General features: G+C 58.6%; 11 protein-coding genes. 6 read left to right on the forward strand and 5 right to left on the reverse strand.

Translation table 11 applies throughout. The features are described 5' to 3' along the window. Positions 1–52: 52 nt before the first annotated feature. The 3 genes from ompA (AB5Y54_RS03170) to AB5Y54_RS03180 form a co-directional block, all read right to left on the reverse strand. On the reverse strand, positions 53–1,054 hold the full coding sequence (gene ompA / locus AB5Y54_RS03170; protein WP_039039303.1) for a porin OmpA: 1,002 nt from the start codon (positions 1,052–1,054) through the stop codon (positions 53–55). Between the two features lie 413 nt (positions 1,055–1,467). Continuing rightward, the gene (gene ompA, locus AB5Y54_RS03175; protein ID WP_010673501.1) at positions 1,468–2,487 is read right to left on the reverse strand and encodes a porin OmpA; all 1,020 of its coding nucleotides are present in this window, start codon (positions 2,485–2,487) and stop codon (positions 1,468–1,470) included. 305 nt (positions 2,488–2,792) lie between these two features. Continuing rightward, complete coding sequence (locus tag AB5Y54_RS03180) at positions 2,793–3,380, reverse strand: hypothetical protein (protein ID WP_049636314.1); 588 nt, start codon at positions 3,378–3,380, stop codon at positions 2,793–2,795. 258 nt (positions 3,381–3,638) lie between these two features. Between AB5Y54_RS03180 and AB5Y54_RS03185 the strand changes: the two genes are divergently transcribed. Next, complete coding sequence (locus AB5Y54_RS03185; protein WP_010673503.1) at positions 3,639–3,905, forward strand: DNA-binding transcriptional regulator; 267 nt, start codon at positions 3,639–3,641, stop codon at positions 3,903–3,905. A gap of 195 nt (positions 3,906–4,100) precedes the next feature. After that, positions 4,101–5,462, forward strand: a complete 1,362-nt coding sequence (locus tag AB5Y54_RS03190) for a sodium-dependent transporter (RefSeq protein WP_102948779.1) — start codon at positions 4,101–4,103, stop codon at positions 5,460–5,462. Between the two features lie 63 nt (positions 5,463–5,525). Here AB5Y54_RS03190 and rssA read toward each other — a convergent pair whose 3' ends face one another. Further along, complete coding sequence (rssA, locus tag AB5Y54_RS03195) at positions 5,526–6,395, reverse strand: patatin-like phospholipase RssA (RefSeq protein WP_029313973.1); 870 nt, start codon at positions 6,393–6,395, stop codon at positions 5,526–5,528. A gap of 34 nt (positions 6,396–6,429) precedes the next feature. Further along, positions 6,430–7,986, reverse strand: a complete 1,557-nt coding sequence (locus AB5Y54_RS03200) for a sensor domain-containing diguanylate cyclase (protein ID WP_041201458.1) — start codon at positions 7,984–7,986, stop codon at positions 6,430–6,432. A gap of 210 nt (positions 7,987–8,196) precedes the next feature. Here AB5Y54_RS03200 and AB5Y54_RS03205 point away from each other — a divergent pair, with 210 nt between their 5' ends. The 4 genes from AB5Y54_RS03205 to AB5Y54_RS03220 all read left to right on the forward strand — a co-directional run bounded on the left by AB5Y54_RS03205 (position 8,197) and on the right by AB5Y54_RS03220 (position 17,133). Then, positions 8,197–9,249 carry an efflux RND transporter periplasmic adaptor subunit gene (locus AB5Y54_RS03205; RefSeq protein ID WP_323582235.1) on the forward strand — a complete coding sequence of 351 codons (1,053 nt, stop codon included), beginning with the start codon at positions 8,197–8,199 and terminating at the stop codon, positions 9,247–9,249. Continuing rightward, the gene (locus tag AB5Y54_RS03210) at positions 9,249–12,401 is read left to right on the forward strand and encodes an efflux RND transporter permease subunit (protein ID WP_368153223.1); all 3,153 of its coding nucleotides are present in this window, start codon (positions 9,249–9,251) and stop codon (positions 12,399–12,401) included. The genes AB5Y54_RS03205 and AB5Y54_RS03210 overlap by 1 nt, the downstream gene beginning before the upstream one ends. A 196-nt stretch (positions 12,402–12,597) precedes the next feature. Beyond that, complete coding sequence (locus tag AB5Y54_RS03215) at positions 12,598–14,958, forward strand: YgiQ family radical SAM protein (protein WP_368153225.1); 2,361 nt, start codon at positions 12,598–12,600, stop codon at positions 14,956–14,958. A 342-nt stretch (positions 14,959–15,300) separates the two neighbouring features. Further along, the gene (locus AB5Y54_RS03220) at positions 15,301–17,133 is read left to right on the forward strand and encodes a retron Ec67 family RNA-directed DNA polymerase/endonuclease (protein WP_368153226.1); all 1,833 of its coding nucleotides are present in this window, start codon (positions 15,301–15,303) and stop codon (positions 17,131–17,133) included. The last annotated feature ends 228 nt before the right edge of the window (positions 17,134–17,361 follow it).

Raw genomic sequence — 17,361 nt, forward strand, 5'->3', positions numbered from 1 at the left:
GCATTAAAAAAGGGGCCGGAATGGCCCCTTTTTGCAACAGGTGGTTGTCCCCTTATTGCTGCACTTCCTGTACGCCGGTGACGCGCACTTCGACGCGGCGATCCGGTGCCAGGCAGGCGATCAGCTGAGCCTTGGCCTTGATGCCGTCACACTGGGTACCGGTGACCGGGTTGGCTTCACCACGACCTTCGATGGATACCTTGCCAGCCGGCAGACCCTTGCCAACCAGGAAGTCGGCCACGGTGCGGGCACGGGCTTCAGACAGCTTCAGGTTGTAGGCATCGGAGCCGATGCGGTCGGTGTAACCAACCACCACGGCGCTGCCATCTTTCGGCTGGACGTCGACGATCTGCTGATACAGGGTGTTGAGCGCAGCAGCCCCTTCCGGCTTCAGGGTGGATTTGCCGAAGGCAAACAGCACGTCCGAACTCAGGGAGAAGTTCTTGTCGACCATGACAGGCTCGGGAACCGGCTCGGGAGCCGGTGCCGGGGCCGGTGCCACATAGGTGGTGCGGTTCGGGTGCATCACCAGTTCCAGGGTGGCGACGCTCATGTCGGTTTTCCAGGTTTTCTGATCGTCACCCAGATCCCACATGTAGCGGTAGCGGGCCTGCAGGTCGATAAGGTCGGAGAGCTTGGCAGTCAGACCCAGACCCGCCAGCGGCGAGGTCCCGTTGTCGCTCTGGCCGTTGCCGTTGACGTGGTTGAAGTAGGCACCCCCTTCGGCGAAGACGGAGAAGATGTCATTCATGGGCAGGCGTGCGATACCGGACAGGGTGGCACCCTGGGTCTTGAAGTCGACGCCATCGACGCCGGCCTTGCCGGCATAGAGATAGCCGAGCTCGGCGGCAAAGTTCTCGGTGAAGTTGTAACCGCCGAACAGGGAGAGCGCGGTGGCGTCCTTGTCAGCATCCTGGCCGAAGGTATCCAGGTCGTGGCCATAGGCCCAACCTGCACCCATACCCGTGTACCAGTCGTCGGCCGCCTGAGCGGTGGTGGTTCCCATGGCTGCAATGGCCAGAGCAATCAGGGTTGGTGCCATTTTCATTTTCATCGTTTTATCCTCGTTGAGTTGCCGTGCTATGGGCGTACTGCGCACTCTTTGTTATACCGGTCGCAGATGACACTTCATGTGCGACACCGTGAGCGGATCACGGATGGCTTGAATAAAAAATGGATGGAAACCTGGATTCTCATGAAGCTGTTTCTCCATGGACAACTAACCGGGCACTGAGCACTTTTAATAGTTCATCCAATGTCTTACAAGCGTTGCTACTGTATTCTTTTGAATCAGCGTGATCAAGTTTCTGCACAGATATGCAGCGCCGACACCGGTGTCGCGGGGCCGCAATACGGGGGGCAAAGGGGAGAAAAGGTGAGACAGAGAGTGTCGCTGGGGGGAGGAGAGAGACAGCAAAAGGGGATGCCGTGGCATCCCCTTTTTTACGTTACCTGAGCGAAGTCAGATTACTTTTGAACTTCTTGTACGCCGGATACGCGAACTTCTACGCGACGGTCCGGAGCCAGACAGGAGATCAGCTGAGCCTTGGCCTTGACGCCGTCACACTTGGTGCCGGTGACCGGGTTGGCTTCGCCGCGACCTTCGATGGCAACCTTGCTGGCAGCCATGCCCTTGCTGACCAGGAAGTTGGCAACGGTGCGGGCACGAGCTTCAGACAGCTTCTGGTTGTAAGCGTCGGAACCGATACGGTCGGTGTAACCAACAACAACGGCGTTGCCGTCTTTCGGCTGGAACTCAACGATTTGCTGGTACAGAGCGTTCAGGGCTTGCACACCTTCGGCCTTCAGGCTGTCTTTGCCAAAGGCGAACAGCACGTCGGAGTTCAGGGCGAAGTTCTTCTCAACGATTTGCGGAGCCGGGGCCGGTGCTTCTTCAACAACCGGGGCCGGAGCAGGCGCTACGTAGGAAGTACGGAACGGGTGGTAAACGGCTTCCAGGGTCGCAACGCTCTGGTTGGACTTGTAGCGTACGTTGTCGGCGTGCAGGTCAGCCACGTCCCACATGTAGCGGTAGCGAGCTTGCAGATCCAGCGCGTCGTTGACCTTGTAGGTCACACCGGCACCGGCCAGCGGGGATACTTTGGTATCGCTGGTGCCCAGACCGTCGGTGTGACCCCAGTATGCACCAGCTTCACCGAACAGGGAGAAATCGTTGCCTAGCGGCAGACGAGCGATACCGGACAGGGTGGCACCCTGGCTCTCGTAACGGTTGCCGTCGGTGTTGCCACGGCCGGTGTACTGGTAGCCCAGCTCGGAACCGAAGTATTCGTTGAAGTTGTAACCAACGAAGGCATTGGCAGCAGCCGCATCTTCTTCGCCAACGTTCACGCCTTCGATCTTGTTCAGACCGTTGAAGTGAGTTGCACCAACACCGGCGCCGAAGTAGATGTCGTCAGCGGCGTGAGCTGCAGTTGCACCCATGGTGGCCATAGCGATGGCGATCAGGGAAGGAGCCATTTTCATCATAAAATAATCCTCGTTGAGATGGCACGTTGTTCACGTGCTTCGCACTTTGTAATTTATGTAAGCTGCTGGCTCTGTCGACCAACGACGTTGGTGCGAACAGGGATCCTAGATCCATCCAGGAGGCACGTATCTGGGTGCACAAGTGCGCGGGTTGCACTGTCGACAATGCATACTCCGCCACGAACAGCCGACGTCATTCCGATGACGTGGCGCACTTTATGCCCATTTCAAAACATGATCAAGCTCACAGATAAGGGATGGGGCAAATTGTGTCGTAGGGATAACTGGCTGTTTCTTGGGATTTATTAGTGATCCAAGTAGGCGCGATGCAGTTTCTTCTCAAGCTTCATATAAGCCTCAGCCCAAGCGTGCCGCAGGGTGGCGTCACCCGCCCTGACCGAGAGGACAGCAAGATAGTCCGCCTCGGTTGCTTCGCACAGCAAGGGTGTGAAACTGAGCAAGAAGTGACGGGCGAGGTAGGGATCGAGAGGCCAGATGTTGAGGATGGCCCGCGCCACGGGCTGGACGGCGGTGGAGCAGATGAAGTGCCGATGACCCGCTTCCAGCCATTGGGCCATCTCGGCGAGGCTTTCTTCCGGCACGATGCCGCCATCGCCTTTCTCCCTGGCCAGCGTCATCGTGTGACCATTGCCCAGTGCCAGGGTGCCGTTTTCTGCCACGACGCCGTCGTGGCTGCGCAGGGGAAGCGTCGTCTGGCCTTCAAGATAGAGGCTGCAGCTGTCCGGGAGGGCCGCCAGCACGGTGGCGGCGTCCCCCTGCATGGCCATGGGCAGCCAGAACGCTTCGGCCCGGGTCTGCAGACCCTGGGCGAGCTGACGGGGGAGGGAGTCCGGGTCGGAATGAAGACGGGAAATGATGCCGGGAAATGCCATGTTGATGACTCTCTTGGAAATAACCAGCGAATTATACGAGGGATGGCCGGGCAACAAGAAAGGTTTCTTTTCGAGACTGTTTACCTGAGGCGACGCAGCGATTACCATCCTCGAGGTTTGTGAAGGGTTGTCGTCGAAAGACGCTGATTATAGATAGAGGCTCGACCATAACGAGTCCGTTCAAAACTGATACACTTGACTACGAGTCGTCGCGAAAAATAAAGGTGGAGTCAATCCGCCGAACGGAGTATGGAACACATGAATTCAAATATCGTAACTGTTGGCAAGAAGATCCGTCAGATCCGCGAAGCGGTAGGCCTGAGCCGTCCCAAGTTTGCCGATCTGCTGGGCGTCCCCCCAACCACCCTGAAGAACTATGAACTGGGTTACCGTGAAGTCGGAGGCGCCTTCCTGGTTGCCCTGGCCCACCACCCCGATCTGCACAAGTTCACCCTCTGGCTGCTGGCTGACAAGAAAGTCGCCGAAATCGGCCAGATCGGTCCGGACGATATTGCCAAGGCTTGATTCAGTTCAACCTTGATAAAAATGCCGCCCTCGAGGCGGCATTTTTTATTTGTCATAATGGATGATTATTTAATTAAATAATGGGTTGTGTGCGGTCAACGGCGATTTTCACTAAATCATCTTGTCGGGCTGGATTAATCCACGGAACACTCCGACCCTTTTAATTCAGGCGGTGATCCACACAGCGAGACAACGATGAGCCAATCCATTACCAAAGCCAGAGATGGGTTTACCAGCACCTTTGGCGTGCTGGCCGCGACCCTGGGGTCTGCCGTCGGGCTCGGCAATATCTGGAAGTTTCCTTATCTGACCGGTGAGAACGGTGGCGCCGGTTTTCTGCTGGTCTATGTCATCGCCACCCTGCTGGTGGGGTTGCCAGTGATGATCTCCGAGATCATGCTGGGGCGCGAGGCCAGGACGGATGCGGTCAGCGGGCTCATCAAGCTGGCTCCGAAGGGGCAACCCTGGTGGCTGATCGCCGCCATGGGGGTGAGCGCGGCCTTCCTCATCATGTCGTTCTACTCCGAGGTGGCGGCCTGGGTGTTTGCCTACATCTTCAAGGCGGCCAGCGGCGAGATCCTCTCCACCGATCCCGCCGTCACGGGTGCTGCCTTCAATTCACTCATAACGGATCCCTTGCAGAGTCTGCTCTGGCAGTGGCTGGTGCTGGCCCTGATGGGGGGGATCTTGCTGATGGGGGTCTCCAGGGGGATCGAAGCGGTCACCAAGCGGTTGATGCCACTGCTCTTCATCCTGCTGCTGGTGATAGGCGTGCGCAGCCTGACTCTGCCCGGAGCGAGCGAAGGACTGCATTTCCTGTTCTCGCCGGATTTCTCCAAGGTGACCGCAGGCGTCGTGCTGACGGCCATGGGGCTGGCGTTCTTCAAGCTCTCCATCGGGATGGGCTGCATGATGACCTATGGCAGCTATTTTCGCGATGATCAGCACATCCCTCTCACCACGGTACGGGTGATGTGCGCGGATCTCTTCGTCTCCATGCTGGCGGGGATCGCCATCTTCCCGGCGGTGTTTGCCTTTGGCTTCGAGCCGAGCGCAGGCCCCTCCCTGCTGTTCATCACCATACCCGCGGTGTTTGCCAGCATCCCGTTTGGACACCTCTTCATGGTGCTCTTCTTCGTGCTATCCGCCATCGCAGCCACCGGGGCCATGCTCTCCATTCTGGAGGTGCCGGTCTCGGTGCTCTCCGAGCGCTTTCACATGAGCCGCACAAGGGCGACCCTGATCAACCTGCTGGTGCTGGGGGCGGTCGGCTCGACCTGTGCGCTCTCGAGCAGCACGCTGGCGGATGTGCAGGTTGGCGGGAAAACCTTCTTCGATCTGTTCGACTTCGTCTCTTCCAACGTGCTGATGCCCCTTGGCGGCATCTTCCTCTGCCTCTTTGTGGGCTGGGTATGGGGATTCGAGCGGATGACGACGGCGCTGACCAATGGAGGCAAGCTGGCGCTGCCCATCCTCAGCCCCCTGTTTTTCATCATCCGCTATGTGTCGCCGCTGCTGATCCTGGTGGTGATGCTCAAGGGGCTGGGGCTGTTCTGAGCCGCGTAACCCGAAAAAAAAGCGCCTATTGGCGCTCTTTTTGTCTTTTACCCCGATATGCCTTCATATCAGGCAGAGTCGTGACAGCTCCTCCTTGAGCTGCTCCAGGTTGCGCTCGACACAGGCTTCCCCCTCGTTGATGGCGTCGCTCGCGCGGTGGAAATCCATGATGGAGAGGTTGCCAAGGCGCGGGCAGAGCTGGATCTCGGGGGGATCCCCGGCCATCCGGGCACGGGTGATGCGCTCCTGCATGATGTTGATGGAGCCCGTCATCACCCCCCACATGCCGGGGGTACTGGGTTCGCGCTCGCCCCGGTTCAACCACTGGCTGAGCAGCCCCCCCTGCACGGGCTCGTCCGGTTCGTCGGTCCAGGGCTGGTGCATGTCGGTGTTGAGGTTGACGGCGATCACCACCTCGGCTCCCATGGCGCGGGCCAGGGAGATGGGGACCGGGTTGACCACGGCCCCGTCCACCAGCCAGCGATCCTCCACCCGGGTCGGGGTGAGCAGGCCGGGCATACCGCAGGAGGCGCGCACACACTGGCGAAGCGGCCCTTCCTGCAACCAGATCTCGCGACCGGTATCGAGTTCGGTGGCGACGCAGGCAAAGGGCAGCGGCAGGCTTTCGATGGCGGGATCCCCCAGATGGCCGGCGGCGATGCCAAATACCTTGTCACCGCGAAACAGGCCGCCGGAGAGGGCAGGATCGAGCAGCCCCATGACCTGCAGGCGGCTGAAGCCGCGCACCCAGCTCTCCAGCTTGTCCAGTTCACCAGCGGCATAGGCGGCGCCGACAAAGCTGCCGATGGAGCAGCCAGCCACCAGATCCGGCTTGACGCCGAGTCGCTCCAGGGCACGGATGATGCCGATGTGGGCCCATCCTCGGGCCGCGCCGCTGCCCAGGGCCAATCCCAGACGGGGTTTTCGTGACACAGTTGCGTCTCCTGACATGAAGTGGGAGTCCAGCTTACTCCGGCTTCTCCTGCCCGTCATCCCGCCACGCTTCGCTGCGATTGCGGCCGTTGGCCTTGGCCTGATAGAGGGCGATATCGGCGCGGCGGATCACCTCCTGCAAGGAGATGGCCGGTGACTGGCGACAGTGGCCCAGGCTGACGGTCACTTTCAGCTCGGCCGCGATGGCGCTCCAGGGATGCTCTGCTATGCACAGACGAAGCCGCTCGGCCAAGGGGGCCAGAGGGATCGCTTCATCGGCGACGAGCAGCAGGAACTCCTCGCCGCCCCAGCGGATCAGGTGGCACTCCCGTGTCAGCAGGGACTGGCAGAGCTGCACCAGACGGATGAGGACCTGATCGCCCACCCCGTGGCCGAAACGGTCGTTGACCTGTTTGAAGTGATCGCAGTCAAACATGATGGCGCCGATGCGTTGGCGGCCTGCCAGGGCCTGGCGGTGTTCGAAGGCATCGAAGTAGTGGCGGTTGAAGGCGCCGGTCAGGGCATCGTGGCGTGACAGGTAGTTGAGGCGCCGGTTGAGGCGCTGGGCACGCAGGCTGGAGACGGTCGCCACCACCAGACAGAGAATGGTGATGAGCGCCGTAGCCGATTGCCACAACAGCGTCTGCAGCAGAGGCAGCAGCGGGATGCGATGGATGAGGGAGAGCGGTGTCTCCGGGATGGGGTAGACGAGCTGCAGGGCGCCCTGTTGCCACTCATATTCCGCTGACTGCGCCGTCCTGACGGGGGGCGGCGCGGTACCGGACTGGCTGCTGGCGAGGATCTGCTGATGGGCGTTGAGCAGGAACAGGGTGCCAATCCGGGGGGCGAGGCGGTGCAGGGTCTGCGCCAGCGTGACGGTCTGGATGTCGATGCTGAGCAGGCCAATGATCTGGCCGCCCTGGGTAATGGGCTGGGAGAGGGTGATCATCTGCCCCCGTCCGGCAAAATCCTGGTAGGGGCGCGAGAGCATGGCGTGCTCCAGGTGGGGATGCCTGGCCATCGCCTCCTGCCAGTAGGCCTTGCTGTAAATCACGGGATCGAAGCGAAACTGGCTGGATGGCACCCAGGGATAGAGGTAGATGAAATTGTCCGTACCGGTGAAGTAGATCCAGGCCACGTCCCTGTCCAGCAGCTTGCTGGCCGTGGCGAGCAGGGGGGAGAGGCTGAGGGCGAGATGTATTCTGGCTTGCCGCTCGCTGCCGTCATGGGGCAGCGGGCCCTGCCCGGTCAGGTTGCCGATGAGGGCGGGGGGCAGATCGACAGGGATGCGATCCAGGTTGATGCCGTGCTCCCCGTCGGATTGCAGCGCCTGATAGAGCTGGCGAGAGAGCACGGACTGGGGATTGCTGCGCAGGCGCTCCTCCGCCTGGCCGCGCATGGCCTCAAGGAAGGTCTCCATCCGCTGGTGCTGGCTGCTGAGCTGAGTCGCGGCGTTGATGGTGTCACGCTTGTTGATCTCGGTAACCTGGCGAAACGCATGTTGCAGGGCGAGCAGCAACAGCAGCAGGCCGAGGCCCAGCAGCAGCCACTGCAATCGGTATCTGGCAAAGGCGGGGGAGGGAATGGACATGGGCGTACCGGAAGATGGCGAGAGTCGGCATCAGTGTAAGGCAGAACCCTGACGTGCGTGCCGACAAGATGCGTTTTTGATGATCTTCTCACCGGACTGTTACGTTTTGTCACATTTATACATAGTCACGGCATAGTCAGGGGGTAACATGGTGCCATCCTTGATGAAGCTATCTCTTCTTCCTCTCTCTTTGACTGCATGGATCTTGTGATGAAAACGCGCGTGTGGCTGTGGCTTTTCCCTCTTCTTCTATTGCTGGCGGCGGGCGCCTGGCATCTGCGGCAGGCTGAACCCGCCAGCAAGCCTGCACCAAGAGAGATCAACATCAGGGCCGAAACCGTCAGGCAGAGTCTGGCCGAGCCCTCCATCAAGCTGGTGAGCAAGCTTGCGGCCAATCGCGCCGTGGCCATCAGCCCCGAGGTGACCGGCCGCATTGCCACCATCGCGGTGAGTTCCGGCCAGCAGGTCAAACAGGGGCAGACCCTGATCGCCCTGGATGCGGGCAAGCAGCAGGCGGAGCTGGCCGAGCAGAGCGCCAGCGTGCGCGACGAGGCTCGCAAGCTGCGGGACATGCGCAAGCTGGTGGCGCGAGGCGCCGTCACCACCTCGGAGCTGGAGGGGCAAGAGGCGACTGTTGCCCAGGCACAGGCCCGGGTCGATGCGGCCCGTTACGAGCTCTCCCTGCGCACCCTGGCGGCCCCCTTCGACGGCACCGTCAGCCTCATCGATCTCAGCGAAGGAGCCCTGGTCAACAGCGGCGACGTGCTCTTGCATCTGGACGAGCTGGCAAAACTGCGGCTCGATCTGGCGGTGCCCGAGCGCTACCTCTCCCTGCTGCGCCCCGGCATGGCGGTGACGGCAACCAGCTCGGCCTGGCCGGATCAATCCTTTTCCGGCGTGCTGGAGACCCTCGACAGCCGGATCTCCAGCGACACCCAGAACATCAAGGCCCGCGTCATCCTGCCCAACACCGGCGGCCAGCTGCGCCCCGGCATGCTGATGAACGTGGATCTCTCTCTGCCACCCCAGAAGATGACCCTGATCCCTGCCCAGTCGGTGGAGTACGCCGGCGAGCAGCGCTTCGTCTATCGCCTGGAGGCGGACGGACGGGTGAAGCGGGTGCCGGTGGAGCTTGGCGACACCCATGGCGAGGCCGTCTGGGTGCTCAAGGGGTTGAACGTCGGCGATCGCATCGCGGTGGAGGGGCTGGTCAATCTGCGCGACGGCGCCCAGGTACGTGATCTGGGCGAGGTGAAAGGCTGATGTGGCTCTCCGATATCTCAGTACGCCGTCCCCTGGTGGCGGTGGTCATCAGCGCCCTGCTCACCGTGTTCGGCCTGGTGGCCTTCAGCAAACTCACCGTGCGGGAGATGCCGGATGTGCAGACCCCGTCCGTCTCCATCACCACCACCTATGAGGGGGCGGCCCCCGAGGTGATGGAGAGCCAGGTCACCAAGCCCATCGAGGATCAGCTCTCCGGCATCAGCGGCATCAAGAACATCAACTCGGTGACCCGCAAGGGGCGCTCCTCCATCACGGTGGAGTTCAAGCTCGGCTGGAACATGCTGGAGGGCACCTCCGACGTGCGTGACGCCATCTCCCGGGCCAGACCCAAGCTGCCAGACGGGGCGGACGAGCCCATGGTGACCAAGGACAACGGCAACGGGGATGTGGCCATCTGGCTCAACTTCAGCAGCACCCAGATGGATCGTACCGCCATGACGGATTACGCCAATCGCATGCTGGTGGACCCCTTGAGCCTGGTGGACGGGGTGAGCGAGGTCTCCCTCTCCGGGGACCTGACCCAGGTGATGTACGTGCGGCTGCGCCCCGCCGACATGGCGGCCCGCGGCATCACGGTGGCCGACGTGCAGGATGCCCTCAAGCGGGAGAACATCGAGCTGCCGGGCGGCGAGATCCGCAACAACACCATGACCATGGCGGTGCAGATCGCACGGCTCTATCACAGTGCGGAAGATTTTCGCACCCTGCCGGTGAAAACCGCCACCAATGGTCAGAGCATCTATCTGGCGGACATTGCGGATGTGGAGGTGGGGGCCAAGAACGAAGACAGCGCCTATCAGCGCAACGGCCGCGAGAGCCTGGGGATTGGCATCGTCGCCCAGTCCACCGCCAACCCCCTGGCGGTGGCCCAGGGCATCGAGAAGAAGCTCGTGGAGATGCAGCGCTTCCTGCCGGAGGGGGCCACCCTTGAGGTCGACTACGACTCCACCATCTTCATCAAGCAAGCCATCGACGAGGTATACGAGACACTCGCCATCTGCGCCCTGCTGGTGGTGGCCGTGCTCTATCTCTTCCTCGGGCAGGGGCGCACCACCCTCATCCCCGCCATCACGGTGCCCGTCTCCCTCATCTCGGCCTTCATCGGTGCCTGGTATCTGGGCTTTTCCATCAACCTCATCACCTTGCTGGCCCTCATCCTCGCCATCGGCCTGGTGGTGGATGACGCCATCGTGGTGGTAGAGAACATCCACCACCACCTGCAACGGGGCGAGTCCCCCTTGATGGCGGCCTGGCACGGCACCCGGGAGGTGGGCTTTGCCGTCATCGCCACCACCGCCGTGCTGGTGATGGTGTTCGTGCCCATCGCCTTCATGGACGGCATGGTGGGGCGCCTCTTCACCGAGTTCGCCATCCTGCTCTCCCTGGCCGTGCTCTTCTCCTCCCTGGTGGCGCTCACCCTGACCCCGGCCATGGGCTCCTGGCTGATGCGTGCCGTGGACAAACCCAACGCCCTGACCGCCACCCTGGACAAGGGACTTGGCTGGGTGGAGGAGCGTTATCGCCGCGTGCTGGGGGCCGTGCTGCGCCGCGCCGTCTGGATGCCCCTGGTGTTGCTGCTCTGCCTTGGCGGCATTAGCGCCCTCTTTGGCAAGCTGCCCGCAAGCCTTACCCCGACCGAGGACAGGGGCGTGCTCTATGTGTTCGTGAAAGGGGCGGAGGGCACCAGCATCGAGCGGATGAAGCGCAACATGCAGCAGGTGGAGGCCGCCATCCTGCCGCTGCTCGGCAAGGGGGTGGTGCAGGCCATGAGCTTCAGCACCCCGGCCTTCGGGCGCGGCGGCGATCAGACCGGCATGGCCATCATCCAGCTCAGCGACTGGGCGGTGCGGGACGAAACGGCCACCGAGTTTGGCCGCTCCCTGAGCGGTCGCCTCGCCGGCATCCCCGACGTGATGATCCGCACCTTCCAGCCGGGGTTCAGAGGCGGATCCACCGCGGCGGTGCAGTTCGTGCTGCAAGGCTCCGATTACGGCGAGCTCAACCAGCAGGGGCTGGCGCTCAAGGAGGCGGCGGCCCAAAGCGGGCTGATGCAGAGCCCGGATCTCGACTATGCCGAGAAGACCCCGGAGCTGCAGGTGACCATAGAGCGGGAGCGAGCCACCCAGCTCGGCATTCCGGTCTCCACCATCGCAAGCTCCCTGCAGGCCCTGCTCGGCGGCGTCAGCCAGACCACCTATGTGGACAGGGGCGAAGAGTATGACGTCTACCTGCGCGCCAACCAGACCCAGTTCAACGGCATCTCCGACATCAGCCGCATCTATTTGAAGGCCGCGAGCGGCGAGATGGTGAGCCTCTCCACCCTGGCGACCGTCACCCAGGTGGCGAGCCCTCAGCGCCTCAATCACTACCAGCGCCAGAAGGCGGTCACCCTCACCGCGGACGTGGCCCCCGGCCACACCCTGGGGGAGGCGCTCGACTTCCTGGATGGCTGGGCCGCAGATCACCTGCCCACTGGCATGTCGGTGGATTATGCCGGCGAGTCCAAGGACTATCGCGACAATCAGGGGGAGATGGCGCTGGTGTTCGGCCTGGCCCTGCTGGTGGTCTATCTGGTGCTGGTGGCCCAGTTCGAGAGCCTGCTGACCCCGGCGGTGGTGATGATGACGGTGCCGCTCGGCATCTTCGGCGGCCTGCTCGGCCTCTGGCTCACGGGGCAGGAGCTCAGCATCTACAGCCAGATAGGCATGATCATGCTCATCGGCATGGTGACCAAGAACGGCATCCTCATCGTCGAGTTCATCAACCAGCTGCGCCAGCGGGGTGAAGGGTTCGAGGAGGCGATCATCAAGGGGTCGGTGCGCCGCCTGCGCCCCATCTTGATGACCTCGCTCACCGCCATCATCGGCGCCGTGCCCCTAATGCTCTCCATGGGGGCGGGGTACGAGAGCCGGATGGCCGTGGGGACCGTGGTCTTCTTCGGCTTGTCCTTGGCGACCCTGGTGACCCTGCTGGTGGTGCCCGCCATCTATCACCTGATCGCCAGACGCGCGGGGATGACGGGGGCGCGGGATCGACTGGTGGACGAGGTACTGGCCACGGCAACCCCGGCCAGTCCCTCCCCGGTGCCGGGGGCGGTGGCCTCCGAGGGGCGTGACAAACCGGCGGCCTAGCGTGCCGACTCGGATGACAGCAAACAGGGCGCCAATGGGCGCCCTGCTTGTTGATGAGATCAGAGTCTGTCACGCCGACCTGTCGCGCCCGCTCGAAGGCGCCCCTTCCCCTCGCGTTCTGTAGGGGCAAAAAGCCGTCGCCCCCGCCTTGCTCTGCCGGTATAATGCGCGACCCGAATTGTTCCAGGTGGTCAAAATGCAGCCGGTTACCAACCTCTTCTCCTATCCCCGTTACTGGGCCGAGTGCTACGGCACGGCGCCCTTCTTGCCCATGTCCCGCGCGGAGATGGACAAGCTCGGCTGGGACAGCTGCGACATCGTGCTGGTGACAGGCGACGCCTACGTGGATCACCCGAGCTTCGGCATGGCGGTGATCGGCCGCATGCTCGAATCCCAAGGTTTTCGGGTCGGCATCATCGCCCAGCCGGACTGGTCATCGAAAGATGACTTCATGCGTCTCGGCAAACCCAACCTCTTCTACGGGGTGACGGCGGGCAACATGGACTCCATGATCAACCGCTACACCGCCGACAAGAAGCTGCGCCACGACGACGCCTACACCCCGGGGGATGTGGGCGGCAAGCGGCCGGATCGCGCCACCCTGGTCTATACCCAGCGCTGCAAAGAGGCCTATAAAGAGGTGCCGGTGGTCATCGGCGGCATCGAGGCATCCCTGCGCCGCATCGCCCATTACGACTACTGGTCCGAGACCATCCGTCGCTCCATCCTCATCGACGCCAAGGCCGACATCCTCATCTACGGCAACGCCGAGCGCCCCCTGGTGGAGGTGGCTCACCGCATCGCAGGCGGCGAGACCATCGACACCATGCAGGACATTCGCGGCACCGCCGTCATCCGCAAGGAGCCGCTGCCGGGCTGGCGCGGGGTGGATTCGAGCAAGCTCGACCAGATTGGCCGCATCGATCCCATCCCCAACCCCTATATGGAAGGGGCGCCTTGCTCTGATGACGAGGGTACCGCGCCGGTGGAGCAGGAGGCCAAGCCCATCCTGGTGCAGCCCCCTAAGCAAAAGCCATGGGAGCTGACCTACGTCAAGCTGCCGGCGTTCGAGCGGGTGAAGGAGGACAAGGTGCTCTACGCCCATGCGTCCCGCATCCTGCACCACGAGACCAACCCCGGCTGCGCCCGCGCGCTCTCCCAGGCCCACGGCGATCGCATCATCTGGGTCAACCCGCCCGCCTTCCCGCTCGAAACCGACGAGATGGACGGGGTGTTCGGCCTGCCGTACCAGCGGGTGCCGCACCCGGCCTATGGCAACGAGAAGATCCCGGCCTACGACATGATCAAGACCTCGGTCAATATCATGCGCGGCTGCTTCGGCGGCTGCTCCTTCTGCTCCATCACCGAGCACGAAGGGCGCATCATCCAGAGCCGCTCGGAAGAGTCGATTCTGAAAGAAATCGAAGAGATCCGCGACAAGGTGCCGGGCTTTACCGGCGTCATCTCGGATCTGGGCGGCCCCACCGCCAACATGTACAAGCTCCGCTGCAAGAGCCCCAAGGCCGAGCAGACCTGTCGGCGCGCCTCCTGCGTCTGGCCGACCATCTGCCCGCACATGGACACCGACCACAGCCCGACCATCAACCTCTATCGCAAGGCACGTGACCTCAAGGGCATCAAGAAGATCCTGATCGCCTCCGGCGTGCGTTACGACATCGCGGTGGAAGATCCGCGCTACATCAAGGAGCTGGCCAAGTACCACGTCGGCGGCTACCTCAAGATCGCGCCGGAACACACCGAGGAGGGCCCGCTCTCCAAGATGATGAAGCCGGGCATGGGCAGCTACTACAGCTTCAAGGAGCTGTTTGACAAGTATTCCAAAGAGGCGGGCAAGCAGCAGTACCTGATCCCCTATTTCATCTCCGCCCACCCGGGCACCACGGATGAAGACATGGTGAACATGGCGCTCTGGATTAAAGCAAACCGCTTCAAGCTCGATCAGGTGCAGAACTTCTACCCGTCGCCGCTCGCCAACGCCACCACCATGTATTACACCGAGAAAAACCCGCTCAACAAGGTGAGCCGCCAGGGCGGGGATGTGTTCGTGGTGAAAGGGGAGCGTCGCCGTCGCCTGCACAAGGCGCTGCTGCGCTACCACGATCCGGCCGGTTGGCCGATGATCCGCGAAGCCCTGCTGGAGATGGGCAAGGGCCACCTGATCGGCAACGGCCCCGGCTGTCTGGTGCCTGCGGAAGGGCGCAACGAGCGCGCCGCCAGCGGCAAGGGGATGAAACCGGCCCTGACTCGCCATAGCAACATTGCTCATCAGCGTGGCAATGGTGCAGGCAACAAGCCGACGGGCGGCAAGCCGGTGGGTTCCCAGCTGCACAAAGGCGCGGCTAACGGCAAACCGGCCGCACAGGGCGAAGGCAAGAGTGCGGGCCAGAATGCGGGTAAGGGCAAACCTGCCGGAAAACCCGCCCATAAGGGTAAAACCCCGACCCGCGCAGGCTCCGCCAAGCCGAGTGCCAAACCCGTCACTCAAGGCAGCAAGCCTGCGGCCAAAGGGAATGGTGCCAAGCGACCGGCGCGGTAAGTTTTCCTGGTTGGAAAGCGATAGAAATAAAAAGGCGACCAGATGGTCGCCTTTTTTATTGAATTATCGACATACAAACTGATGTGGAGATTGTAAAGGATTGTGTGGTAGATACATAAAAATGATAATCTAGTCACATTGTTTTCGTTTGTTGGTTGCTCTGTAAATAATTGATTGGTAAGTTGGGGGCGGTTTATGGGCAGATTTTTGATCGCGCTTCGCGATTAGTGAAAATAATGTCCGAAAGGATTGCCATTTTGATATCAAATTGTCAGAGCTCCCCGTAGTTCTTGTCAAGTTTGCGTAGGAGTGCCCATAAACCACCTTCACGAGTGGAATTATATGTCAAGACTGCAAGAATTAAAGAAAGCAACAACTAAGCCCGAACTAGCTAAATTGTTAGGTGTTAAGCCTACAGTGCTTACATATTGTCTTTATGTTTTAAAGACAGAAAATCAATATACGCAGTTTAAAATACCTAAAAAAAATGGTGGAGAAAGAATAATAAATGCTCCTACCGGAATTTTAAAATCCATCCAGTCACTACTATCCAAATTGCTACTTGATTGCTTAGATGAAATAAATCATAAAAAATTTCCAAAGTCTGAATTGGTTAAGGAAGTAGCAAGAAACTCTAAAATTCTAAAAATAAAATGTTCAAATGCATTAATTAAACAACCATCACTTTCTCATGGTTTCGAGAGAAAACGTTCAATCATCACAAATGCGATGATGCATATAGGAAGAAAAAACGTATTAAATATAGATTTGGAAGATTTTTTTGGGAGTTTTAATTTTGGGCGGGTTAGAGGTTTTTTTATAAAAAACAAGAATTTTGAGTTAAATCCTGAAATAGCAACAGTCATAGCAAAAATTGCTTGTCATAATAATGAACTTCCACAGGGCAGTCCCTGTTCGCCAGTAATTACTAATCTTATAGTCCACTCATTAGATATAAACTTAGCAAAGTTGGCATCCAAAAATTCCTGTGTGTACACTCGGTATGCAGATGATATTACTTTTTCTAGTCGAGAAGAGAAACTACCAAAAGATATAGCTTATGAGGATAGTGGAGAACTTATGTTAAGTAAAAAACTTCACTATGAAATAACTAGGTCTGGATTTTTTATAAATGAGAAAAAAACTAGAATCCAGTACAAAGACTCAAGGCAAGAAGTCACTGGGCTGATTGTAAATAAAAAACCAAATACTAAACAAGAGTATTGGCGTACAGTTAGGGCTCAATGTAATAATTTATTTAAGACCGGGATGTTTACAGAGATCGAAAATGGTAAAGCTGTCCCAGGTAACCTTAATAGACTTGAAGGAAAGCTAAATTTCATAGATCAAATCGATCATTATAATAGACTGCGTCAAGCGCCGCCTCTAAACCCAAAGTATCAACCTAAAAAAGAAGCTATAAAAAATGGCCAAGCCAAGCTAAGGCGTTATCTGCATAGTGGAAGGGAAGATACATTTAGTAAATTTCTATTTTACCGTTTGTTTTATGCTAATGCGTTACCCACAATATTGACTGAGGGGAAAACGGATAATGTATATTTAAAAGCAGCTATATGCATGCTGGCTAAAAATTATCCTCTGTTATCTTCAGAAAAAACAGATAAGTCTCCATATAAATTGCTTCTACGTTTTGTTGAGTATACAGAACGGACTAAGTACTTGTTAGAACTATACGGCGGTACAGATTATCTGAAAGATTTTATTATAAATTATAAGCATAATTTTAAAGTCTATAAAGCACCTAGGCCAGAAAAGCCTGTGATAATCTTTGTGGATAACGATACAGGCCCGAAGGACTTAATAAATTATGTAAACAAAATTGATGGGAAAGAGTTATTCCCATCCACAGTGACAAATATTAGATCGTCAGAGTTTGTTCACGTTTTTTATAATTTATATCTTGTTCTTACGCCAAAGAGCAATGACAATGATACAGACATAGAGTACTTTTTTACTGAAAAAGATAGGCTTAGACAATACAAAGGGAAATGCTTTAATATTTTTTCTAAGCGAGACCCTGATAATGATTTAAGCAAAGAGGCATTCGCAACGCATGTAATACATGCAAATAAAAAAGACATTGATTTTAGTGGGTTTACAGAAATGTTAGATAGAATAGTAAAAGTATTGAAGCACTACGATTCAATTAAATAAATGGTCTGTACCGAATATCCTATAAATGTACAGATCTAGTTATCACGGCCTTGTTGCTCAAATCGGGGAACTATCTGTCATCTCGGTGATCTGATCCTGTAGCGCAGTCTCCGAGAGCATCAGATGGGCAAGTCTGTACAGATCTAGTTATCACCTGACACCGGCCTCAAACCGGTGTCTTGTTTACGCTACTTTAGTGCGCACTTCCTTCGGTATCAATTTCAGACC

Source organism: Aeromonas sp. s9, assembly GCF_040907765.1.
Classification (GTDB): domain Bacteria; phylum Pseudomonadota; class Gammaproteobacteria; order Enterobacterales; family Aeromonadaceae; genus Aeromonas; species Aeromonas caviae.